Genomic DNA, 22,798 nt, shown 5'->3' on the forward strand with positions numbered 1-22,798 from the left:
GTGACGGGGGGCGGCGGGCATGAGAAGCGGGCACCGGCTGGGGCGGCGGTTCGGATGGCTCTGGGGAGCGTACGGGACCAGTGCGCTCGGCACCTGGCTCGCCTTCGGCGCGTTCCCGCTGATCGCCATCCAGGTGCTGCACGCCGGACCGGCCGAGGTCGCCGCGCTGTCCTCCGTCGGGGCCGCGGTGGGCGCGGCCGTGGCGGTGCCGCTCGGCCCGTGGGTGGAGTTCCGCCGCAAGCGGCCGGTGCTGATCGCGATGGACCTGGTGCGGTTCGCGGCGCTGCTGACGGTCCCCGCGGCGTTCGCGCTCGGCGTGCTCACCTTCCTTCAGCTCCTGCTGGTCTCGGTCGTCGTCGCGGCGGCAGACATCACCTTCCGCGCCGCCTCCGGCGCGTACCTGAAGACGCTGCTGCCGGCCGAGGACCTGCTCGTCGCCAATGCCCGGTTCGAGTCCACGTCCTGGACGACCACGATCATCGGACCGCCGCTGGGCGGCGCGGCGATCGGGCTCCTCGGCCCGGTGGCGACGGTGGTGGCCGACGCGGTCAGCTACCTGCTCTCGGCCCTGGGCATCCGCGCGATGGGCGGGCACGAGCCGCGGCCCGAGCGCCGGGAGAGCGAACGCATGCGGGCCCGCGACCTGCTCGACGGGTGGCGGTACATCCTCGCCGACGCGACGCTGCGTCCCCTGTTCTTCAACACCGCCTTGTTCAACGCCCTGGTGATGGCCGCCCAGCCGCTGCTCGCCGTCCTGATGCTCGGCCGGCTCGGGTTCACCCCGTGGCAGTACGGCCTGGCCTTCGCCGCGCCCTCCATCGCCGGCCTGCTCGGTTCGCGGCTGGCCCGGCCGCTCGTCACCCGGTTCGGGCAGCACCGGGTCCTGGTCGTGGTCGGGGCGCTGCGCGCGATCTGGCCCGTCGGCCTGGCCTTCCTCGGGCCGGGCGCCGGCGGTCTGCTGCTGGTGATCGGCGTCGAGCTCGGGCTCATCTTCTGCTGCGGAGTCTTCAACCCGGTCTCCGCCACCTGTCGCCTGGAGCGCACCGCGCCCGACCGGGTCGCCCGTACCCTGTCCGCCTGGGCGGTGACGACCAAGGCCTCGACCGCGCTCCTGACTGCCCTCTGGGGCGTCCTGGGCGGTCTGCTCGGGCTGCGCACGGCCATCGGCCTGGCCGGCCTGCTCCTGCTGGCGACCCCGCTGCTGCTCCCCCGCCGCGCGGCAGCGCCACTCGCCGAGCCGCAGCCGGCACCGAACCGCGCCTGACGGACCGCAGCCGCCGTCACGGACGCTCGACCCGGCAGCCGACTCGACGCGAGTGCCTGCGCTCAGTCGCGTACCCCCCATTCCTTGCGCCACCGCGCGATCTGCTGGGCCGGGTCTCCCGTGTACGACCAGGGAGTGCGTGTCGCCCGTCGGCCGAGGAGTCCCAGCAGTGGCATCGCCACATCCGCCACGCCCGCCGAACACGCCGCGTGGGCCAGGTAGTTGACGTCGCGCAGCTCACCCGGCGCGATGGTGTCCTCCTTGCGGCCCATGATCCAGCGGTCCCAGGTGCGGCGGACGTCGCTGACGGCGCCGTCGTTGTTCCAGTGCTGGCCGAGACCCACCGACGCGGAGAGGCCCTGCGCGGTGTCGAGGGAGTGACGGAACTCCTCCACGCGGGCGTACTGCACCAGCACCGGCAGCGGGCAGCCCGGCGGGGCCACACCGGCCGCGTCCCGGGCGAAGTCGTACATCAGACCGTGCGAGCCGTGCCAGCGGGCGGAGTAGTAGTGCAGGACCTGGAGGTGACCCTCCATGCTGTAGGGGTCCCGCTGGTACAACTCGTCCCACCAGCGGGCCAGTTCCTGTCGGCGCACCCCGGCCGGGTAGAGGCGGGCGACCGAGATCAGCGAGGTCCACGGCGTCGGATCGCCCAGGTACGCCTCGGCCGCCGCCAGACACGCCAGGACCGCGGCGTCGATCCGCGTCTGGTCGATCGGCATGCCCCGGCCCGCGTTGATCGCCAGGTTGAACGCCCGGGCCGTCTCGGTGGCGGCCCGCAGCACCAACGCGTCGGCGCTGTGCGGCTCGGCGGCCAGCCAGGTCTCCACGGTCGAACTGCCCGCACAGGCCTGGGCGAGGAGCCGGACCCGGTGACCGCGGGCGAGCCAGTCGGGGCCGGTCGCGCGCAGCAGGTCCCGCAGACCCTGCCAACGGCCGATGACGATGTCGTGCCGGGTGGAGGAGAGAGGGGCGTCCCCGCAGTCGGGGTCGAAATCGGGAGCGAAACGGTCCCGCGCCATCGGGTTCCTTCTCAGAAGTCGGTGGACAGACCCTCATGGGCGGTGGAGCGTCCGGCCTGATGCCCGTCGGGCACATAGCCGGCCTCCACGGTTCGTGAGGCGTCCAGCCGGGCGGGCCGGTAGTAGTCGCTGCCCTGCCGCCAGTACCAGAGCATCGGCACCAGTCCCACGGCGAGCCCGCCGATGCCGATGGCGACCGCCGCCGGGTCCAGTTCACCGAGCGACTCCGCGAAGATCCAGAACATGAACAGGGCGCCGAACAGCGGCCACAGCCCGCCGAGGAGAAAGTCGGACACGGATTTCAGCAGGGTCCTGCGGTACGCGACGACCGCGGCCAGGCCCGCCAGCCCGTAGTAGACGGCGATCTGCAGGCCGATCGCCGAGATCGCGTCGGCCAGGATGTCGCCCACCGAGCCCAGCGCGTTGGAGGCGACGAACAGCACCAGCGCCACGCCGCCCACCACGGCGATCGCCACCCAGGGCGTGTTCCATGTGCGGTGCACCCGGCCCAGCGCGGACGGCATCGTACGGTCGCGGCCCATCGCGAACAGCGAGCGCGTGACCTGGATCAGGGTGGTCTCCAGGGTGGCGACGGTCGACAGCATCACCGCCACGATCAACAGCTTGCCGCCCCAGCCCGGCCAGACCTCCTCGCCCAGCGCCGCCAGCACGTTCGCCCCGTTGTCCTCGATCCGCTGCGAGCTGAGGATGACGTTCACCGCGATGGTGAAGACCTCGAAGAGCAGAAAGACGACGCCGACGCCGATCAGCCCCGCGAGACCGGTCGTACGGCGGCTGTTGCGGGTCTCCTCGCTGAGGTTGCTGGTGACGTCCCAGCCCCAGTAGTAGAACGCGGCGACCAGCGCGCCCGACGCGAACCCGGACACCCCGTGGAAGTGGCTGAACCCGAGCCAGGACCAGTCGAACGGCAGCGCGTTGTCCGTGTGGAAGACGGCGAGCACCGCGAACAGCGCCAGAATCGCCAGCTCCACGCCGGACATGATGAGTTGCGCGCGCACGGTGAGCCGGGCCCCGCCCAGCACCACCGCCAGCATCACCAGGAACCAGGCGGCGCCGACGACGGTCGCCAGCGCGGTGTTGTCGCTGAGGCCCTCGTCGAACAGGGCGAGCGTCATCGACCCGGCCGGCAGCGACCCCGCCACCATGAAGATGGTCGCCGAGATCACCAGCGCCCAGCCGCTGATGAAGCCCAGGAAGGGATGGAGCGTGCGCCCCACCCAGGAGTAACTGGCCCCCGCGTTGACGTCGATGCGGCTGAGCCGGCTGAACGCCAGCGCGATGCCGAGCATGGGTATCGCGCAGTACAGCAGCGCCGCCGGACCGGCCAGTCCCACGGCGCCGGCCAGGACCGCCGTGGTGGCGGCGATGGAGTACGCCGGGGCGCTGCCCGCGACCGCCATCACCACCGTGTCGAAGGTGCCCAGCACATTCGCCTGGAGCCCTCTTCCGGTGCTGTTGCTCATGGTTGTGCTGCTTTCCTTCGTGCACGCCGCCTGGGCGGGGACCACCCGGCGGCGTATGGGGGGTGAGGAGTGGAGCAGTGGAGCAGTGGAGCGCCGCCGCGCGTCGAGAGGGATGACCTCGGGAAACGTCGGCGGAGGAGAGCGCGCGGAGAGTACCGTGCCAGCACTGTGTCGGCGGACGGTCACACCGAGTGTGCGAGTGACTATAGCCCTAACGCTTGAGCTTTCAAGATTGACGGATGGGTAATGTTCATGACCGCGCGAGGCCCGCGGGCGGGGCCTCGCGGTTCAGTCGCCGATCCGGTCCAACTGCCGTAGCCGGTTGGTGGCGTCCAGGGCTGCGACCTTGTACGACTCCGCCAGCGTCGGGTAGTTGAACACCGCGTTGACCAGGTAGTCGACGGTTCCGCCGCAGCCCATCACCGACTGGCCGATGTGGATCAGCTCGGTCGCCCCGGTGCCGAAGCAGTGCACGCCGAGCAGCGTCCGGTCCTCGGGCGAGACCAGCAGCTTGAGCATGCCGTGCGCGTCCCCGATGATCTGCCCGCGGGCCAGTTCCCGGTAGCGGGCGACGCCCACCTCGAACGGCACCCGGTCCTCGGTGAGCCGGTCCTCCGTGCGCCCCACGAAACTGATCTCCGGGATGGTGTAGATGCCGATGGGTTGCAGGTGGTGCATCTGCCCGACGGGCTCGCCGCAGGCGTGGTACGCGGCCGCCCGGCCCTGCTCCATCGCGGTCGCCGCGAGCGCCGGGAAACCGATGACGTCACCGACGGCGTAGATATGCGGAACCGGTGTGCGGTAGTGCTCGTCGACCTCGATCCGGCCGCGCCGGTCGGCCGCCAACCCGGCCTTGCCCAGGTCGAGTTCATCGGTCAGGCCCTGCCGGCCCGCCGAGTACATCACCGCGTCCGCCGGGATCTTCTTGCCGCTCTCCAGCACGGTCAGCGCACCCCGCGGATGCCGCTCCACGGCGGCGACGGTCTCCCCGAACCGGAACGCCACCGCCAGGTCCCGCAGGTGGTACCTGAGCGACTCGACGACCTCGACGTCGCACATGTCGAGCATCCCGGCCCGCTTCTCCACGACCGTCACCCTGCTGCCCAGCGCGGCGAACATGCTGGCGTACTCCATGCCGATCACACCGGCGCCCACGATCACCATCGACTGCGGAACCCGCTCGATGGTCAGGACATTGTCGGAGTCGAGGATGGTCCGCCCGTCGAACTGCACGCTGTCCGGCCGCGCCGGCCGCGTCCCGGTGGCGATCACGATGTGCTCGGCGCTGATCAGCCGCTCCTGCCCGCTGGTCTCCCGCAGGGCGATCGTGTGGGCGTCGACGAACCGGCCGGTGCCGGCGAACAGGGCGACATGGTTGCGGGACAACTGGCTGCGGATGACGTCGGTCTCCCGCCCGACCACGTGCTGGGTGCGCGCCGTCAGGTCGCCGACGGTGATGTCCTCCTTGAGCCGGTAGCTCTGCCCGTACAGGTCGCGCTGGGTGAGGCCGGTGAGATAGAGCACCGCCTCGCGCAGCGTCTTGGAGGGAATGGTGCCGGTGTGGAGGGAGACCCCGCCGACCATGTCGGGGCGGTCGACGACGGCGACCCGGCGGCCCAGTTTGGCCGCGGCGATGGCGGCCTTCTGACCGCCGGGACCTGATCCGAGGACGAGCATGTCGAAGTCGGGCACCCTCCGCAGTCTGGCAGTGCGAGGGTCCGCCGCGAAAGGGTGCCGCCGGGGCCAGGCCTACGGCAGCAGCTTCTCGATCGCGCTCGGGCCCTCCTCGGCCAGCTTGCGCCGGGCCCACTCGAGGTTGCGCTCAGTGAGGTCCCGGCCGGTGGCGAGGACCATGTCCTCCGGCGACACCTCGGTGCCGGTGCGGGTGTGGAGCAGTTTGTCCGGGGTGGCGCGGTCCGGGGACGGCCGGGACGCGCCGGGCTGTGACGTCGACATGGTCTTGGCTCCTCGGGTCCGGTGACTGCGACGGCCCGGTGCGCACATCGGGTCCACTAACACCATTCATCCTGGGCGCGCACCCTGCATCCGGAAGGGGCGCAGAGCCGGTCCCCGGCCGGGATGATCGGGCAGGCGTCCAATGGGCCGTACCGGGGCGTCCGAACCGTTCACGCGGCATACGCGCGGCAGGGAAGGCGCAGGTCATGGAAGCTGCCGGCGCGGGGGAACCGAGACCCGGGGGGACTGCGAAGGCTCGGCGCCTGGCTCGCCCACGGTGACGTGCCCGTCGAGAGCTATGTGCCGATGGTGATGTGATGCAGCCACGTCTGGTGGACGCCGCGCCGGCTGGACCGGATGCTGCCGTACATCGGCGCGGAGGGGGACGCGGAGCGGCTCAGCGCCCCTGCGGACGCACCGGGGCGAGAACGAGCATCGTGACGTCGTCGCGGACGGCGGGGCAGTGGCGCCGGACGTCGTTCCACACCCGGTCGGCCGTCGTCGCCGGGTCGGCGTCGGCGGCGAGGGCGGGCAGCCGGTCGAGGAGCGGATAGAAGACGCCGTCGGCGTCCCTGGCCTCCGAGACGCCGTCCGAGGCCAGAAAGAGGCGGTCGCCGGGGCGCAACGGCAGGACGAGAGCGGTCAGCGGGGCGTCCTCCATGAGGCCGAGCCCCAGCGGCGTCCACGGGACGGCGTCCACCTCCGTGGCCGTGCCGTCGCGCAGCAGCACCGGCGCCGGATGCCCGCAGACGACGATGCGCACGGCGTCCGCGCCCGGGGTGAACTCCAGCAGGACGGCCGTCGCGAACAGCTCCGCGTGCGCGACCCGCGCCGAGTCCACCGCCAGCCGCCGGTCCAGGCGGGCGGCCACCGCCTCCAGGGCCGGCTGGTCGAGCACCGCCTCCCGGAACGCGCCGAGAAGCGAGGCCACCGTGGCCACCGCCGCCAGCCCGTGCCCCTGCACATCGCCCAGCACCGCCCGCACCCCGTGGGCGCTCACGCGCACGTCGAAGAAGTCGCCGCCGACCAGCGTCCCGCGCTGCGCCGCCCGGTACAGACCCGCGCAGCGCACCGGACCGACCCGCTCGGGCACCGGCGGCACCAGCGCGTTCTGGGCGGCCTCGGCGATCGTGCGCTCGGTGTCCAGCTGAAGGTCCCGGCGCCGGCGCACGAACGCCACGAACACACTCAGGACGGCGACGAAACACACCGTCAGCACGTCGGTCTGACCCGGCTGGTCGAGCTGGAACGCGGGCACGTTCAGCATCACCACCACGGCCGCGCCGAGCACCCCGGTCGCCACCGGACCGTACGACAGCACGGCCAGCGGCGGGATCGCGCCCAGCAGGAAGCCGAGGTCCAGCGGGTCGGGGCTGACCAGCGTGGCCACGCACACGCCCGCGACCAGGAGCAGCGGCAACGCCCGCACCCAGCCGGGCGGCGGCGCGCCCCGCAGCCAGCCCCGCCGGTCCCCGTCGCCTCGTCCCACACCCCCACGCTCCACCCCGGCACCGGCCGCCGCACGCCGAAAAACCGATGGACGCGACCGCGAACCACCCCTACGGTGTGACCGCACGCCCGGAAACCCACGGAAGGAGGCGAGCGCCATGAAGTCCACACCCGTCCCGCGCTCCCACCCCGTGACCCCGGCGTGCCCCGTCTGACGTTCGTCCGACGCCCGGGAGCGCACCACGCCGTACGCGACCCGGAGGAATCCGTGACCGATCTGGTCATCCGCGCTCTCGACGAGAGCGACGTCCATCTGTTCGACACCCTGCCCGACCCGCTGCGCGCCGCCGAGGCGTTCGGCCATGCGCAGTACCGCCCGGAGTGGAAGCGCGTAGCCCTGCGCGACGGCCGGGTCGTCGCCCGCGCCGCCTGGTGGGGCGGCCCAGACGACGCCCAACCCCTCGCCGTCGAGTGGTTCGACTTCGCCGAAGGCGAGGAGGAGGCCGCCGCCGAACTCCTGCGCACCGCGCCCTGGCAGGTCGGCCTGGAACTGGTGATGCCGGGCGGCTGGCGGGCCGACCCCGTCATGCGGGCCGCCGTCGAGGCCCGGCACGCGGCGGCCCGCGCGGCCGGCCACACCCCGCTCGTGGAACGCTTCGTGTACCGCTGGACCCCGCAGTGCGGGCTTCCCGAACGCCCCGGACGCCTGCGTTTCGCCCCCGAACCCGACGACGCCGTCTTCTTCGACGCCCTGCGCCGCATCCACTCCGACACCCTCGACGCCCACGCCCGCAAGGCCGTCGCCAAGGGCGGCCTCGACCTGGCCGCCCAGGAGGAGCTGGACTTCTTCCGCTGGTGCCCGTCCCCACGCGAGTGGTGGCAGATCGCCCGCACCCCCGACGGAGACCTGGCCGGCCTGCACATCCCGGCCCACAACCCCTCCGGCCCCTGCGTCGGCTTCATCGGCGTCCTGCCGGAACACCGGGGCCACGGCTACGCCTACGACCTGCTCGCCGAGTGCACCCACTATCTCGTCGACCGGGGCGCCGAGTTCATCGCCGGGGCGACCGACCAGGGCAACTTCCCCATGGCGGCCCACTTCACGAAGGCCGGTTATCCGGTGGTCCGGGAGCGGGTGAACTTCGAGCTCGGCTGAGAACCGCATGCCGGACCCGGGTGACAGGCTGTCCTTCGGTGTGATCGACCGCTGACGACGGAGGCGTGATGGGGTTCGACGGAGAGGTCTGGTGCGTGCACGGCGCCGACGGCCGGGAGGACATCGGCGAGATCGTCGTCGACGAGGCCGACTTCCCCTGGCTGTCGGGACACTTCACCGCCGGGCCTGGCTACGACGCCGTCGAGCCCCTGTTCACCCGGGAACTGGCGCTCATGGAGGACGAGGACCGGCAGGAGTGGGAGGCCGTCGCCGTCGAGATACGCCGCCGGGTGTCGATGACCTCGCCCCGGGGGCCGGTCCCCGAGTTCCTGCTGCACATCGAGGGGGACCGGGCCTGGTTCCGGTGGAGCGACGAGCCCTTCGAGGACGACTGAGTCAGCGGGCCGCGGCCGTCAACAGGGCCTGTGCGTCGGCCAGTATCTCGGTGACGCGCAGACCGAAGGCGGCGTCGCAGGGGTGGGGGCGACCGTCGCGGGCCGCGGCGAGGAGGGCGTCGGCGGCCCGGGTGAGAGCGGCGGCGGCGTCCGTGTCGGAGCGGGGGAGCCGGGTGACTCCGGACGCGCCGCGGAGCTCGACGCTCGCGTCCGTCGCCGAGGGCGGGGCCGTCAGGCTCAGCGTCAGGGTGCTGGAGGCACCGGTGACATGGTCCAGGACCACGTGGACCGTGTCACCGGGGCCGTGGGCCGCCGCCGTCACCCGGCGGACCTCGCCGAGGACCGGCAGCAGCACGGACAGCGCGTGCGGGCCCACGTCCCACAGGGCGCCCTTCTCCCCGCGCCAGGGCGTGGCGAACGGATGGCCGCTCTCACCGTGGAAGACGTCCCCCAGCCACTGGGCGTGTCCCGTGAACCACCCCGCGGTGTCCGCCTGTTCGGCGATCCAGCCGCCGGCCTCGGGCATGAACCGGGTGGTGAAGAAGACCACCGACGCGACCCGCGCCTCCCGCACGGCCCGCACCACGGCCCGTGCTCCCGCCGTCGTCGTGGCGACGGGCTTGTCGAGCAGCAGATGACAGCCCGCCCCGGCGGCCCGCACCGCGAGTTGCGCCTGGACGTCCGGCGGCAGCGCGACGGCCACCGCGTCCACGTCCGCGAGCAGGGCGTCGACGTCGTCGTAGGGCCGGCTCCCGTGCCGGTCGGCCAGCTCCTTCGCGGCCTCCGGGCGCCGCCCCCACACCCCGGCGAAGTCCAGCGCGTCGTGTGCCTGGAGGACGGGCGCGTGCACCATCCGGGCCCAGGGGCCGGTGCCGAGCAGACCGATGCGCATACCGCTGACTCTTCCTGCCGATGCCGAGTGGCCGAAGCCGGCCGTGGGCGAGCCTCGCACACCGGCGGCGTCCAGGACACCCCCGTCCGAGCCGCTCAGGCCGCCCGAACGTCGTCCGTCCCCGCGCCCGGGGAAGCGCCCCGCACCAGCCGCAGATGCCGCCGCCGGGCGGCATGGCGCCGTCTGCCCCCGGCCGGGGCGAACAGGCGGTCCTCGACCCGGTCCAGGACCGCCAGCAGGACGGACAGCAGCGGCAACAGCAGAACGGCGACCCAGAGCACGGTTCTCTCCTCCTCGCGGGATGGGATGCCGGGTGCTCCGGATCGGGCCGTTGATGCGTGCCGGACGCCGTCAGGGGCGCGCCGGGGCCGCGAAACCCGTCAGCAGGGCGTCCGCCTGGGCCAGGCCGCTCTCCGCGGAGATCTCCCGGGGCGTCTGCGCGGCCCGGACCGTGGCGAACGTGAGGCGACCTGCCTCGGCCAGGTACCCGTACACGGCGGGCCTCGGCAGGCTGTTGTACGACCAGTGCGCCGAGAAGTAGTAGCCGCCCGTGTCGTGCAGAACCACCACGTCCCCCTCGGCGAGCGCCGGCAGCGGCCGGTCGTGCGCCACGACGTCCCCGGCGAAGCAGAGCGGCCCGGCGACGTCCTGCCGCACGAGGGGCGTCCGCTTGGGCGTGCCGTCCGGGCCGTACGCGGACACCCGCAGCGGCCAGGCCTGCGGCATGAGGACGGTACGGGTGGCGACCTGCCCGCCGGCGTGCGTGAGGGCGACCCGCCGGCCGCCGGCGTCCTTGACGTACTCGACGAGCGCCGCCGTGAAGCCGTTCTTGGCGATCAGGGAGCGGCCGAACTCGGTGACCACCTGGTAGCGGCCATCCAGCAGGGCCGGCTCCGCGGCGGTCAGCGCGGCGACGTAGTCGGCGTACGTGGGCGTGACCGTGTCGTCGGCGAAGTTCACCGGCAGTCCGCCGCCCAGGTCGAGGCTGGTCACCTGGCGGCGGCCGACGTGGTCGTTGATCTCCTCGGCGAGCCGGTGCGTCGCGGCGAGACCCTCCGCGATCAGGGACAGCGGGCAGCCCTGCGAGCCCACGTGCGCGTGCAGCCGGGTCAGCCACGGCCGCCGCGCGAACGCCTCGATCACCCGGGCCCGGGCCCCGGGGTCGCGCAGCGCCACCCCGAACTTGGAGTGTGCGGTCGCTGTGCTCATCGCGCCGATGGATCCGCCGCCGACCTGGGGGTTGACCCGCAGTCCGAGCACGCAGGCGCAGTCCGCGGGGCGCAGCGCGTCGATCCGGTCGAGCTCGTCGAGGTTGTCCGCGTTGAGCGCGACCCCCAGGGCGAGGGCCTCACGGATCTCATGCCGGGTCTTGGCCGGCGAGTCCAGCACGATCCGCGCCGGCTCGAATCCCGCGTCCAGCGCCAGCCGCAGCTCCCCGGGGCTCGCCACCTCGCAGCCCATGCCGGCGTCGGCGAGCAGCCGCAGCACCGGCACCAGCGAACAGGCCTTGGCGGCGAAGGTGTGCAGGACGTCCGGCACGTGCGCGAACGCCTCGTGCAGGGCGGCGACGCTCTCGCGCACACCCCGGACGTCGACGAAGCCGGCCACCGGCCGGTCCTCCCCGAGCAGCCCGTCCGTGACGGCCTGCCGGACGGCGAGCGCGACCCGCGAGTCGGGTGAGGCACCGGTGTGTCGGTTCTCGGTGGGGAGCAGCACGTTCTGGTCTCCTTCGGACGAGGAAGGGGCGTCACCCTGTGGTGGTGACACATCCAGATTCGCCCCCGCGCCGCCCCCACGTCTTTGGGGGACCGCACAAAGACAACCGGAACCTTCGTGTCCACGCACAACGTCAATGTTCCGGCGGCCTCGCTGCCAGCCGCACCGCGAGGGTCAGCAGCAGCCGGGCGTCGGCATCGTCCAGGTCCACGCCGTACCGCTCCCGGACCCGCCCCAGCCGGTAACGCAGCGTGTTGGGATGCACGACCAGCCGACGGGCCGCCTCCGCGACATCGCCCCCGGCGTCGAGGTACGCCGCCAGGGTCCGCACGAGCTCGCCGCCCGCCGCGAGGTCGGTGCGGATCAGGTCGTGGACCGGCCCGCCGCCTGACTCCCACACCGGGCGCGCCGCGTCCAGGATCCGCAGCACCTCCAGCGCCGCGCCCGCCCCGGCCGCGTCGGCGTGCCGCGGGGGCCGGGGCCGTCCGGCGGCCGACGCCCGCGCCTCCCGCTCGCGCAGCGCCCGCACGACGAGCACGGCCCGGTCGTAGGACAGACAGGCCCGCTCCGGAGTGCCGACCGGGCCGACGCCCAGCCACACCGCCGCAGACCCCGGCAACGAGGACACGACCGCGTCGAGATCGCGTACGACGCCCCGCACGGCCGCCTCGTGGTCCGCCGCCGAGGCGGCCCCGGTGAGCAGCAGCGCGACCCGGTCGCCGTCGCGCATGATCCCGGTCCCCGGGCGGTGCGCCGAGACCTCCAGGACGAGGACGTCCAGGGCCCGGTCGTCGGCCGGTGCGCCGGGCTGCCGCTCGGCCACCACCACCGCGCACGGCGCGTCCGGGGACAGACCGAGCGACCAGGCGTGGGTGCGCCGGTCCCCGAGGCCCCGCAGCAGACCGCGCAGCGCGGCCTCCCGACGGTGCGCCGTGCCGCTCTCGCGCAGCCGCTCGCGCACCAGCAGCGGGGCGGCGAGCCCGGCGGCCGTCCGCAGGTACCGGGCGGCGTCCGGGGCGAGGGCGGCGTCGTCCGCGGCCGCCCAGATCGAACCGAGGACCTCACGCCCGCTGCGCACGGCGACGACCAGCCGCTCCGGGTTGTCGCCGTCGGCGGGCCGGTGGATGACGTCCTCGGAGGTCCACAGCGCGCGCAGCAGCCCGCTGCGCCGCAGTTCGGCGACCCGCCAGTCGGGCACCCGGCCGCCGAGGATCACGGTCCGGCGCAGCGCGTCGGCGCCGGGGCCGGTGGCGGAGTGGGCCAGGACGCGCAACCGGGTGTCCTCGATGGTGATCGACCCCTTCACCTGCGCCGCGACCCGCGCCGCCAGGACGGCGAGGGAGGGCGCCGCCGGGCCCCGGAGCGCGTCGGTGTCCTCGCCGTCGCCGGCCCGGGCGTAGGACAGCGCCGACCGCAGCAGCGCGGCCGCCTCGGCCCAGTCGACGCCCTCGGCGCGGACGAGCAGCGCGATACCGGACTCCCGGGCCGCCGCCACCGCCCCGGTGAGCGGCTCGCCCGCGTCGCCCACCTCGCCCGCGGCCCCCTCGCCCGCGTCGCCCACCTCGCCTGCGGCCCCCTCGCGCACCTCGCCCAGAACGACGGCGCAGGCGCCCCGCCTGGCGGCCTCCCGCACGGTCCCGGCGTCCGGGGCGGCGCCCACGGCCAGCAGCAGGACGCCCTCGCCCTCCGCGGGCCCCCGGCGCTCCGGACGCGGACCCAGATCGTCCAGACCGACGGCGATCCGCGTGACGACGGTGTCGGGCGCGGCGGGCGCGCACACCAGCCGCACCGCGTCGCCGTCCTCGAAGGCCAGCAGGGACCGCAGGGTCGGCGTCTCCAGGCTCACCGGCCCGAGGATAGTTCGCCGCACGCGCACCCGCCCGCACCACGATTCAGCTCCCGTACTGCTGAATGCGTTCGGTTTCTTCCATTGGACCCACGGCCGACGCCGGGGCCAGGCTGGATGCGTCCGGTGTGCCGCAATCACCTTCCGGGACACCGGACTTCCCGCTTCCGCACCACCTTCGAGAGAGGTCACGCGCACATGGAGACCCGCCGCATCGGGGACGTGGACGTCAGCGCGATCGGCCTGGGCGCGATGCCCATGTCGATCGAGGGGCGGCCGGACGAGGCACGTTCACTCGCCACCGTGCACGCCGCGCTGGACGCCGGCGTGACGCTGATCGACACCGCGGACGCCTACCACCTCCACGCCGACGAGGTCGGCCACAACGAGACCCTGATCGCCAAGGCTCTCGCCGGCCACGACCGGGGCGGCGACGTCCTGGTCGCCACCAAGGGCGGCCATCTGCGCCCCGGCGACGGCAGTTGGACCCTGGACGGCAGCCCCGCGCACCTCAAGGCCGCCTGCGAGGCGTCGTTGCGCAGGCTCGGCGTGGAGGCGATCGGCCTGTACCAGTTCCACCGCCCCGACCCGCGGATCCCCTACGCGGACTCCGTCGGCGCGGTGCGGGAACTGCTGGACGAGGGCAAGATCCGCGCGGCCGGCATCTCCAACGCGAACCCCGAGCAGATCCGGCAGGCGAACGACATCCTCGGCGGACGGCTGGTCTCCGTGCAGAACCAGTTCTCCCCGGCCTTCCGCTCCAGCGAGCCCGAACTGCGCCTGTGCGACGAGCTCGGCATCGCCTTCCTGCCGTGGAGCCCGCTCGGCGGCATCTCCCGCGCCCGTGAACTGGGCTCCTCCTACGCCCCGTTCGCCCATGTCGCCGAGGCCCACGGCGTCAGCCCGCAGCGCGTGTGCCTGGCCTGGATGCTCGCCAAGTCGCCGGTCGTGGTGCCGATCCCCGGCGCGAGCCGCCCCGAGACGATCCTGGACTCCCTCGCCGCGCCGGACCTGCGCCTCACGGCCGACGAACTCGCGGAACTGGACGCCGTCGTCTGACACGGGCGGGATGGCCGGATCATGACTCCTGAGGGTGACATGACGGGCCGACAGGCATGAATCGCCCAGGTCCGGGCACACGCAGCGCAAAACAGAGAGAGGGGCGCTCGTGATCGTTCCGGACCCGAAGGTCGCCAGGACGTTGCTGACCCGGTACGCGACGCTGAAGATCGCTCAGGCGGAGAGGGAGAGGCCGCAGACGGCTCGTGAACTGCAGGACGTGACGTACACCTTGTGCGTGCTGATGGGCACGGCCGACGTCCGCGAGGCGGTGGCCGCGGCGGACACCCTGCTCGCGTCCTCGGCGGCGTCGCCCGCCGAGGAACTGCCCGCGAAGGACGGGGAGAGCGGACTGTCCCTGGCCGTCTGAGGACGGTCCGCGGCCGGACCCGGCGCGGCGGTGGCTCCCTGGAGCTCCCGCCGCGTCCGTGCGTCAGGAGGCGGCGGAGCCGCACCGGTCGGCGGGCCGGGCACCGCGTTCCGGGGGCGGCCCGGCGAGCCACTCCGCGATGGTGCGGGCGATGGGCTGGCCGGTGTCCACCTCCACGAAACCGAACTGCCCCGACTGGTTGCACTCCAGAAACCACCAGGTCCCGTCGGCGTCCTCCGCGAAGTCGAAGGCCCCGTACGCCAGTTCCGCCTCCCGCAGATACACCCGTACGGCCTCGCCGAGGCGCGGCGGGACGTCGACGGGACGCCACGGCGTGGTGGAGGGCGCGAAACGCACGTCCACCACGTCGGGGTCGCCGCCGGGGACCGTCTCCTTGCGGGCGGCCAGCAGGCGGTCGCCGACGGCGGTCAGCCGTATGTCGGCCCGCTTGGCCACCCGGCGTTGCAGCAGCGTCGGACCGTAGGCCACGGCGGCGAAGTCGGCGCCCGGCGGGACCCGGGTGGTGGGCACCGCACGGGGCGGATCCTGCGGATGCGCCCCGGACACCGGCTTGACCACCAGATCCGGGTAGCGGTCCGCGAACTCGCGCGCGGCCTGCGGGAACGTCGTGACGATCGTGGCCGGCACCGGCAGGCCGCTGCGCTGGGCGAGCCGCAACTGCCAGGGCTTGTGCCGGGCGCGCAGGGACGCGTCCGGGTGGTTCATCCAGCGCGCCCCGGTACCGCGGAGCATGCCGTACAGCGCCTGCGAGGCCTCCTCCGTGAGCCACGCGGACGGCTGCGGCGCCCGGGCCGCCGCGGCGCCGGGCCTGCGGATCCACACCGACCGCAGCCCGTCGAGGCTCACCAGCCGTCCGGCGGACGACAGATGACCCCGAAACGCGCCGTGCACGTACTCGCCGGACAGCGCGACGGTATGGGTGAGGTCGGCGGGATCGAGCCGGACGACCGGGACGCCCGCGGCGTTCAGGTGCACGACCACCATGTCCGCCGTGACGTCCTCTTCACAGGTCAGAATGAGCACGGTCATATTCGTCGGCCCGTGTTCAGTCGTCGAAGTGGGTCTTGGAGCCCGCCGTCGAGGTCGTGGTCCCGAGTTCTCTCAACAGCGCGTGGTCACGAGCGGCGATCCGGCCGTCGAGCGTTACGTTCAACTGCATTGCGGAGTCATATGCGTACGGAGTGCTGAACTCCAACTCGGCCGCAGGGCGTGCGTAGTTGAGCGTGAACGGTTGCATCGTCTCTCCCTCGTCGGTACTGCCTCGATCAAGCGGTGCCGCTGTGCGACGTCACTCGGGCCCGCTGCGTGGTGCTGGATTGGTGCGACCTTCAGTCACTTATACGAATCGAACGGGTGGTTGGTTTCCCTACTCTCCGTGATCATCGGGGAGTGGCAGCACCGAACAGGGCGCGGAGCAGGGGAGATCGGGTCGAGCGGGCGTGAAAACGTCTTCCGGAGCGGTCAGTCGGGGACGTGCTCAGGGGCGTGGTCGGGGGCTCGATCGGGTGCGTGGCGCAGGGAACGCAGCGCCAGCAGGAGGACGCCGATGTCGTCCAGGTACACGGGGTCCGGCAGGAGGTCGGTCGGGAGCACGAAGTAAAGGACCGCACCCCAGAACACCCAGCGCGGGCCGGTGGGAAGCCCCGCCCGCCTCAGGTTCCTGCGGGTGCGGACCAGCCGCACCAGTACCGCGGCCGCCACGGCGAGCACAGCCGCGGCCGAGACCACCGCGACGACGACGAGCGTGGTTGGCGCATCCACGGGCCCTCCCAGGTGGTCCGTCGCGCGGCGTCTGCTCTCTTTGTCGTTCTCTGTCCGGACCCTGTCCTGGGGTCCTGTCTGTCGATTTCCCCGCTTTCGGTTTCCGAATTCCCGTTTCCGGCGGGATTACCGCATGGGACGTAGCTCACACGAGCGCCACCGCACCACTACTCCCTGTCACACCACCGGGCGTGGGGGTGCCCCTCTGGAGGACATGTCAGAGCCCTCTCAGCGGGTCGGCTCAGCGGGTCGGCTCAGCGGGCGGCCGGCCCGGGTTCGTCGCCGTCGGGGGTGTCGGCCTCGTACCGTTCGGGAGAGCCGTCCGGTACGGGGGAGCCGTCCGGTGCGGGGGAGGCGGGCGTCGTCGACAGCGGGCGCAGGCTCTTGGTCGACTCCTTGAGGCGCTCCAGGGTCCGGCCCAGCTGCTGGAAGGGGGAGCCGCTCTTCCTGGCCGGCGCCGGACGCGGTTCGCCGGCCTCGGCGGCCTCCCGGTACGCGGCCAGCGCCTCGTGGGCGTGTTCGGCGGCCTCCCGGTACAGGTCCCGGGACTCCGTCATCGCCTCCAGCGCCTCCTTGTACATCGCCACGAGCCGGCGTTCGCGCGCGAGCTCCTCCTCCAGGGTCAGCAGCTGCCACTGCTCGCGCAGCACGGTGAGCGCGGCGTCGCCGCCCTCCGGCAGCGGCTTGGGCAGGGCGGCGAAGCGCCGTACCGCATCCAGGAGTTCGGTGGGATGCGTGCCGTCGAGGAACACACTGCGCACCGAGAAGCCGGCGGCGTCGTAGTCGGCCGGGGCGGGAGCGCCGGGCAGTACCAGCGCACCGCCGCGCGGCACCTCCACCCCGGAGTCCTTGAGCGCCCAGTTCACGGTACGCAGCTGGTGCGGGGCCGCCCGGTGCTCGATCACCCGGTGGTGCAGGCCGGGCGGCAGCAGCGGAACCAGTGACCGGCGGCCCTGCTCGGTGGGCGTCATCGCCTCATGGACGACGACATGGACGGCCCAGGTGTCGCGCACGGCGTTGCGGAGCGTCCGCCGCAGTTCCTTCTCGTCGGCCGGCAGCGGGTTGGTGTCGAGGAAGCGCTCGCCCGCCACGGTCTCGTGCCCCCACGGGGTGTCCGCCTCCCAGGGCCAGAACAGGCCGGCGGGCGAGGGCCACCGCAGGTCCCACGGCCGCTCCGCCTCCGCCGTCAGGGTCCACTCCTGGCCGCGGCCCGACCACTCGCCGAGGGTGAGCCGGGCACGGACGGTGACCTCCTCCGCCACCGGCCACCGGGCTTCGAAGGCCGTCTCCCCCTCGGGGGTGTCGGCGTCGGGCAGCTCCATGAAGTCCTGGACGGTCCCGGCGTCCTTGAGTGCCTGGAGGTGGTTGCGCAGGACGTCCGGCGCGGCGGGGCCGGTGTGACGGCCACGGGTCTGCCACACCGTGGAGGGAGTCGTGGGCGCAGCGGTCGCGGAGATGTGCATGAGTCCATTCGTGAGGGCGGGCGACGAGATGAAGGCGTACGCAGGCCAGTATCGCGCGCCGCGGGGCGTTTGCGATCAAGCGGGTCGGTGACGCGGGCGCCCGGAGGCGCCCCGTCGAGGCGCGCCTTCCCCACCGGGACACCGCTCACGCGTGCGGATGGGTGCGGGGTGTGGGTCGCTCGTACGGGGTGTGCGCCGTTCACCACGGCAAGCGCCCCCGCACCCATGGGCTCGAGGGGGGCCGGAACCCCAGAATCGGAGGCGGACAGGGCTCGCCCACCATCCGCGTCGGGGCGAGCCCTGTCCGCGCCCCCGAAGGGCTCGCCCCGGCACGCCGGGACAGGCCGGCGAATCAGGAGTCGGCATCAGCGCGTCCTTGTCCCACTCGGTGTACGGGACGGGCTCCAGTCGCGGTCGCGGTGAGGCCCTGGCCGCAGTCGGGGGTCGACGTGGATCTTGGGGCCGGGGCCGGCGCCGGGCGGCCGGTGACCGGCGAGCACGGGGCCGGCCTCGTCGAGGCTCACGGTGGCGGCGACGAGCGGCCTGGGATCGACCGTCCCGTCGGCGTAGGCCCGGATGGTCGCGTCGAGACCGGGGGAGGCGGACAGCACGCCCACGGCCTGCACGTCCTTCAGGGCCAGCGTGCGGGTGTCGATCCTGCTGGGCTCGCCGGCCAGCCCGATGTACACCACACGGCCGCCCGGCTCCACCAACTGCAGGGCGACGTCCGGCAGATGGGCGGCGTTCGAGGCGTCGACGACGGCGTCGAACGGCAGGTCGGGGACGGAACCCTCCGTCCACACATGCTCGAAGCCCAGGTCGCGGGCGAAGGCGAGGGAGTGGGCGGTGGCGCCCATCAGGTGGACCTCCGTGCCGGCGGCTCGGAGGAACATCGCGACCAGCAGCCCGATCGTCCCGGGGCCCAGGACCAGCGCGCGGTCCCCCGGCTGCGGCGCGGCGGCCCGGGCGGCGCGCAGGGCGTTGCCGCCCGGCTCGACGAGTGCGCCGAGCACGGCGTCCACGGAGTCGGGCAGGGCGTGCAACGAGGAAGCCGGCACCGCCAGTTGCTCCGCCAGCGCACCGGCCTGGCCGCCCCGGATGCCGACCTCCTTCCGCTCCTCGCAGACGTGCTGGTGACCCCGCAGACATTGGCGGCAGCCGCCGCAACCGAGCATGGTGTCGCCCATGACGCGCCGGCCGAGCCAGCCGGGGTCGACCCCGTCACCCAGCGCCGCCACCCGGCCGGCCCACTCGTGGCCCGGCCGCATCGGGTAGGAGGAGTGGCCCTGGTGGAGATAGGCCATCGCGCCGGTGAAGAACTCCACGTCGGTGCCGCAGACGCCGACCCGCTCGACGTCGACGACGACCTCGCCGGGTCCGGCCGTCGGCGCCGGGAGGTCCTGGACCTCGTACTCACCAGGACGGGTCAGCACGAAGGCGCGCAGGGAACGGCTGCTCACCTCGGCGCGACCACGCGCTGGCGCTGGGTGCCGAGGCCCCGGATGCCCAGCTCCATGACGTCGCCCGGCCGGAGATACACGGGCGGGGTGAGGCCCATGCCGACGCCGGGCGGGGTGCCGGTGTTGATCAGGTCGCCGGGCTCCAGGACCAGGAACTGGCTCAGGTGGTGCACGATGAAGTACGGGTCGAAGATCATCGTTTTGGTGTTGCCGGTCTGGCGGCGGACGCCGTTGACGTCCAGCCACATGTCCAGCGCGAGGACGTCGTCGATCTCGTCGGCGGTGGCCAGCCACGGGCCGGCGGGGTTGAAGGTCTCGGCGGACTTGCCCTTGGCCCACTGTCCGCCGCGCTCCAACTGGAAGGCGCGCTCGCTGACGTCGTTGACGACGACATACCCGGCGATGGCGTCGCGGGCCTCGTCCACCGAGTCGAGGTAGCTGGTGCGGCGGCCGATGACGATGCCGAGCTCGACCTCCCAGTCGGTCTTGGCGGAGCCGCGCGGGATGCGCACGTCGTCGTGCGGGCCGATCAGGGTGTTGGGGGACTTGGTGAACAGGATCGGCTCGTCGGGGACGGGCATGCCGCTCTCGGCCGCGTGGTCACGGTAGTTGAGCCCGATGCAGAGGATCTGGTGCGGGCGCGCGACGGGTGCGCCGACGCGCTCTCCGGCGAAGCGGGACACGCGGCCCGCCGCCGTGCGCTCGGCCACGACGGGGCGGACCCGGTCGACGCCCTCCGAGCCGAAGAACGCCTCGTCGAAGTCCGTGACGACGTCGGAGAGGTCGACGTACGTCTCGTCGTCGATGCGGGCAACGGGCTTCTCGGCGCCGGGGGCGCCGATGCGCATGAGGTACACGGGGGCTCTCTCCAGGGTGCGGTCGTCTGCGGGCTGGGGGTTCAGGCGTGGGGTCGGCCCAGGGGACCGAGCAGGTCGCGGATCTCGTCGAGCGCGTCGACCAGGGTGGCCAGCGGCGTCCGGTAGGCCAGCGCGCTGATGCTGAGGGCGCCGGAGGGCGTCGTAGGGGAGGTCAGGTACACCGGCAGGGCAAGGCAGTTGACGCCCGTCTCGTTCTCCTGGTCGTCGACGCCGTAGCCCCGTTCGAGCGTGCGGGCGAGCTCGTGGTGGAGGTCGGCGGCCGCGCAGAGCGTTCGTGGTGTGCGGCGCTCGGGAGGCGAGTCGCCGATCCATGCCTCGACGTCGGCAGGCGAGCTCAACCGCCGGCTGAGGAGGAGTTTGCCGACGGCGGTGGCGTGGGCCGGGTTGCGGCCGCCGATCGTCGACGTCAGCCGGACGGCGCCGCTGGGCGGGTCGACCTTGGCGCGGTAGACGACCTCATGGCCGTCGAGCACCGCGTAGTGCGCGGTCTCGCCGAACCGGTGGGCCAGTGCGACCAGCACGGGACGGACTCGGACATGGTCGGGACGGGCCTCGTGATGAGCGAAGGCCATGCGCAGGAACTCGTCCCCGAGGACATAACGCCCGCGGGCGTCCTGCTCGGCCAGTCCGGCCCGGCGCAGGGCGCCCAGCGCCCGGTGCACGGTCGGCTTGGGACTGCCCATCACCCGGGTCAGCTCCTCGAGCCCCACCCCTTCGGAATACCGTGCGAGCTCCTTGAGGACCGCGAGCACCCGGTCCGAGCCCACCAGGCGGCCGCCCCCGGCCCCCGGTGCGCCGTGCTCACCGGGGTCTGTCGATCCGTCGGACGTCTGCGTAGGCTGCATCGCGTTCCGAACACTAGACCGACGTACCGACTATTGGAAGGGGCGCCGTGAAGCTCCGCAGCGCACAGTGGTACGCGGGTCAGGACCGCAACGCCTACATCCATCGCGCGTGGATGCGACGGGGCGTACCGGGCGACGCCTTCACCGGCCGCCCGCAGATAGCCATCGCCAACACCGCGTCCGACCTGACACCGTGCAACGCACATCTGAACGAGGTTGCGGCCTCCGTGCGCAACGGGGTGTACGAGGCGGGCGGGATCCCGCTGGACCTGCCCGTGGTGTCGCTCGGCGAGACACAGGTGCGGCCCACCGCGATGCTCTGGCGCAACATGGCGGCGATGGCCACGGAGGAGATGCTGCGGGCCAACCCCGTCGACGGAGTGGTCCTGCTGGGCGGCTGCGACAAGACCATCCCGTCGCTGCTGATGGCGGCCGCCTCGGTGGACCTGCCCGCCGTCGTGGTGCCCGGCGGTCCGATGCTCACCGGCACCTTCCGCGGCGCCCCGCTGGGCTGCGGCACCGACGTGTGGCGGCTGTCGGAGGAGGTCCGGGCCGGCACGCTCTCCCAGGAGCAGTTCGCCCGCTCCGAGTCGGCGATGATCCGCAGTCGCGGGCACTGCAACACGATGGGCACGGCTTCGACGATGGCGCTGGTGGCGGAGGCGCTGGGCACCGTACTCCCCGGAGTGGCCGGGACGCCCGCGCCGGACAGCCGGCTGCTGGAGGCCGCGCACCGCACCGGCCGGCTGGCGGTGGACATGGTGGGCGCCGACCGGCGGCCGGCGACCTTTCTGACCAAGGCGTCCTTTCACAACGCGATCGTCGCGCTGGCCGCCATCGGCGGCTCCACCAACGCGGTCGTCCATCTCCTGGCGATCGCCGGCCGGTCGGGCATCGATCTCACGCTGGACGACTTCGACCGGATCGGCTCCCGGGTGCCCGTCCTCGTGGACCTCCAGCCGGCCGGCCGCTTCCTCATGGAGGACTTCCACCGCGCCGGCGGCCTGCTCGCCGTCCTGCGCGAGGTGCGCGACCTGCTCGACCCCGACGCGCTGACCGTGACCGGCGCGCCACTCGTCGACTCTCTCGACGACGCCCCCATCTGGGACACCGAGGTCATCCGCACCCGCGCCGAGCCGCTGGTCGCCGAGGGCGGCATCGCCGTCCTGCGCGGCAACCTCGCCCCGGACGGCGCGCTCATCAAACCGGCGGCGGCCTCCGCGCACCTGCTGCGCCACCGGGGCCGGGCCGTCGTCTTCGACTCCATCGAGGACTTCCACGCCCGCGTCGACGACCCCGAACTCGACGTGGACGCCGACTCGGTGCTGGTCCTGCGCGGCTGCGGCCCCAAGGGCTACCCGGGCATGCCCGAGGTGGCGAACATGCCACTGCCGAAGAAGCTGCTCCAACAGGGCGTCCGTGACATGGTCCGGGTCTGCGACGGCCGGATGAGCGGTACCGCCTACGGCACGGTGGTCCTGCACGTGGCCCCGGAAGCCGCGGCCGGCGGACCCCTCGCGCTGGTGCGGACCGGCGACTTCATCACTCTCGACGTGGAAGCCCGCCGCATCGACGTCGATGTGCCCGCCGGTGAACTCGCCCGCAGGACCCCCGACGAGGCCACCCTCACCGGCTTCGCCCACCCCCGGCGTGGCTGGGAGCGGCTCTACGTGGACCACGTCCTGCAGGCCGACACCGGCGCCGACCTCGACTTCCTCGTCGGCTCGAGCGGGTCCGAGGTGAGCCGCGAGTCACACTGAC

At 73.2% G+C, this 22,798-nt stretch carries 22 protein-coding genes; 6 read left to right on the forward strand and 16 right to left on the reverse strand.

What is annotated here, in order from left to right; all coding sequences use genetic code 11:
* The first annotated feature begins 19 nt into the window (after positions 1-19).
* Positions 20-1,264, forward strand: a complete 1,245-nt coding sequence (locus ACZ5SK_RS26910) for an MFS transporter (protein ID WP_334574626.1) — start codon at positions 20-22, stop codon at positions 1,262-1,264.
* 62 nt (positions 1,265-1,326) lie between these two features.
* Here the strand turns inward: ACZ5SK_RS26910 and ACZ5SK_RS26915 are convergent, their stop codons facing one another.
* From ACZ5SK_RS26915 to ACZ5SK_RS26935, 5 genes are all read right to left on the reverse strand, one after another.
* On the reverse strand, positions 1,327-2,286 hold the full coding sequence (locus ACZ5SK_RS26915; protein ID WP_334574624.1) for a hypothetical protein: 960 nt from the start codon (positions 2,284-2,286) through the stop codon (positions 1,327-1,329).
* An 11-nt stretch (positions 2,287-2,297) separates the two neighbouring features.
* Complete coding sequence (locus ACZ5SK_RS26920) at positions 2,298-3,770, reverse strand: APC family permease (RefSeq protein WP_361702784.1); 1,473 nt, start codon at positions 3,768-3,770, stop codon at positions 2,298-2,300.
* Positions 3,771-4,058: 288 nt separating this feature from the next.
* Complete coding sequence (sthA, locus tag ACZ5SK_RS26925) at positions 4,059-5,462, reverse strand: Si-specific NAD(P)(+) transhydrogenase (protein WP_334574620.1); 1,404 nt, start codon at positions 5,460-5,462, stop codon at positions 4,059-4,061.
* Between the two features lie 57 nt (positions 5,463-5,519).
* A complete protein-coding gene (locus ACZ5SK_RS26930; RefSeq protein ID WP_334574618.1) occupies positions 5,520-5,726 on the reverse strand; it encodes a hypothetical protein in 207 nt (68 codons plus the stop codon).
* Positions 5,727-6,123: 397 nt separating this feature from the next.
* A complete protein-coding gene (locus ACZ5SK_RS26935; protein ID WP_334574616.1) occupies positions 6,124-7,215 on the reverse strand; it encodes a PP2C family protein-serine/threonine phosphatase in 1,092 nt (363 codons plus the stop codon).
* Between the two features lie 228 nt (positions 7,216-7,443).
* Here ACZ5SK_RS26935 and ACZ5SK_RS26940 point away from each other — a divergent pair, with 228 nt between their 5' ends.
* Together ACZ5SK_RS26940 and ACZ5SK_RS26945 are read left to right on the forward strand one after the other, a co-directional pair.
* A complete protein-coding gene (locus ACZ5SK_RS26940; protein ID WP_334574614.1) occupies positions 7,444-8,331 on the forward strand; it encodes a GNAT family N-acetyltransferase in 888 nt (295 codons plus the stop codon).
* 68 nt (positions 8,332-8,399) lie between these two features.
* Positions 8,400-8,726, forward strand: coding sequence for a hypothetical protein (locus ACZ5SK_RS26945; RefSeq protein ID WP_361702781.1), 327 nt, complete (start codon positions 8,400-8,402; stop codon positions 8,724-8,726).
* 1 nt (position 8,727) lies between these two features.
* On the opposite strand, the gene ACZ5SK_RS26950 is transcribed toward ACZ5SK_RS26945, so the two are convergent.
* The 4 genes from ACZ5SK_RS26950 to ACZ5SK_RS26965 form a co-directional block, all read right to left on the reverse strand.
* Positions 8,728-9,618 carry a Gfo/Idh/MocA family protein gene (locus ACZ5SK_RS26950; protein ID WP_457494108.1) on the reverse strand — a complete coding sequence of 297 codons (891 nt, stop codon included), beginning with the start codon at positions 9,616-9,618 and terminating at the stop codon, positions 8,728-8,730.
* Positions 9,619-9,713: 95 nt separating this feature from the next.
* Positions 9,714-9,899, reverse strand: a complete 186-nt coding sequence (locus tag ACZ5SK_RS26955) for a hypothetical protein (RefSeq protein ID WP_334574606.1) — start codon at positions 9,897-9,899, stop codon at positions 9,714-9,716.
* Between the two features lie 70 nt (positions 9,900-9,969).
* Positions 9,970-11,331: a type III PLP-dependent enzyme domain-containing protein gene (locus ACZ5SK_RS26960; RefSeq protein ID WP_361703149.1), complete on the reverse strand. Its 1,362-nt coding sequence runs from the start codon at positions 11,329-11,331 to the stop codon at positions 9,970-9,972.
* A 136-nt stretch (positions 11,332-11,467) separates the two neighbouring features.
* A complete protein-coding gene (locus ACZ5SK_RS26965; protein WP_334574605.1) occupies positions 11,468-13,180 on the reverse strand; it encodes a PucR family transcriptional regulator in 1,713 nt (570 codons plus the stop codon).
* A gap of 198 nt (positions 13,181-13,378) precedes the next feature.
* Between ACZ5SK_RS26965 and ACZ5SK_RS26970 the strand changes: the two genes are divergently transcribed.
* Both ACZ5SK_RS26970 and ACZ5SK_RS26975 read left to right on the forward strand, forming a co-directional pair.
* Positions 13,379-14,239: an aldo/keto reductase gene (locus ACZ5SK_RS26970; protein WP_319338941.1), complete on the forward strand. Its 861-nt coding sequence runs from the start codon at positions 13,379-13,381 to the stop codon at positions 14,237-14,239.
* 109 nt (positions 14,240-14,348) lie between these two features.
* A complete protein-coding gene (locus ACZ5SK_RS26975; protein ID WP_334574601.1) occupies positions 14,349-14,609 on the forward strand; it encodes a DUF5133 domain-containing protein in 261 nt (86 codons plus the stop codon).
* Positions 14,610-14,672: 63 nt separating this feature from the next.
* On the opposite strand, the gene tgmB is transcribed toward ACZ5SK_RS26975, so the two are convergent.
* The 7 genes from tgmB to ACZ5SK_RS27010 all read right to left on the reverse strand — a co-directional run bounded on the left by tgmB (position 14,673) and on the right by ACZ5SK_RS27010 (position 21,037).
* Complete coding sequence (tgmB, locus tag ACZ5SK_RS26980) at positions 14,673-15,659, reverse strand: ATP-grasp ribosomal peptide maturase (RefSeq protein ID WP_334574599.1); 987 nt, start codon at positions 15,657-15,659, stop codon at positions 14,673-14,675.
* A 16-nt stretch (positions 15,660-15,675) separates the two neighbouring features.
* Complete coding sequence (gene tgmA / locus ACZ5SK_RS26985) at positions 15,676-15,867, reverse strand: putative ATP-grasp-modified RiPP (RefSeq protein ID WP_334574597.1); 192 nt, start codon at positions 15,865-15,867, stop codon at positions 15,676-15,678.
* Between the two features lie 224 nt (positions 15,868-16,091).
* Complete coding sequence (locus tag ACZ5SK_RS26990; protein ID WP_334574595.1) at positions 16,092-16,391, reverse strand: YkvA family protein; 300 nt, start codon at positions 16,389-16,391, stop codon at positions 16,092-16,094.
* Between the two features lie 254 nt (positions 16,392-16,645).
* On the reverse strand, positions 16,646-17,854 hold the full coding sequence (locus ACZ5SK_RS26995; RefSeq protein WP_334574593.1) for a hypothetical protein: 1,209 nt from the start codon (positions 17,852-17,854) through the stop codon (positions 16,646-16,648).
* Between the two features lie 365 nt (positions 17,855-18,219).
* Positions 18,220-19,314, reverse strand: coding sequence for a zinc-dependent alcohol dehydrogenase (locus ACZ5SK_RS27000; RefSeq protein WP_468576655.1), 1,095 nt, complete (start codon positions 19,312-19,314; stop codon positions 18,220-18,222).
* The gene (locus ACZ5SK_RS27005; RefSeq protein ID WP_334574590.1) at positions 19,311-20,171 is read right to left on the reverse strand and encodes a fumarylacetoacetate hydrolase family protein; all 861 of its coding nucleotides are present in this window, start codon (positions 20,169-20,171) and stop codon (positions 19,311-19,313) included. Before ACZ5SK_RS27005 ends, ACZ5SK_RS27000 begins: the two co-directional genes overlap by 4 nt.
* A 41-nt stretch (positions 20,172-20,212) precedes the next feature.
* Positions 20,213-21,037, reverse strand: coding sequence for an IclR family transcriptional regulator (locus ACZ5SK_RS27010; protein ID WP_334574589.1), 825 nt, complete (start codon positions 21,035-21,037; stop codon positions 20,213-20,215).
* Between the two features lie 47 nt (positions 21,038-21,084).
* Here ACZ5SK_RS27010 and ACZ5SK_RS27015 point away from each other — a divergent pair, with 47 nt between their 5' ends.
* Positions 21,085-22,797: an IlvD/Edd family dehydratase gene (locus tag ACZ5SK_RS27015; RefSeq protein WP_334574588.1), complete on the forward strand. Its 1,713-nt coding sequence runs from the start codon at positions 21,085-21,087 to the stop codon at positions 22,795-22,797.
* Position 22,798 lies beyond the last annotated feature (1 nt).

This window comes from Streptomyces sp. NPDC031474, from assembly GCF_055581185.1.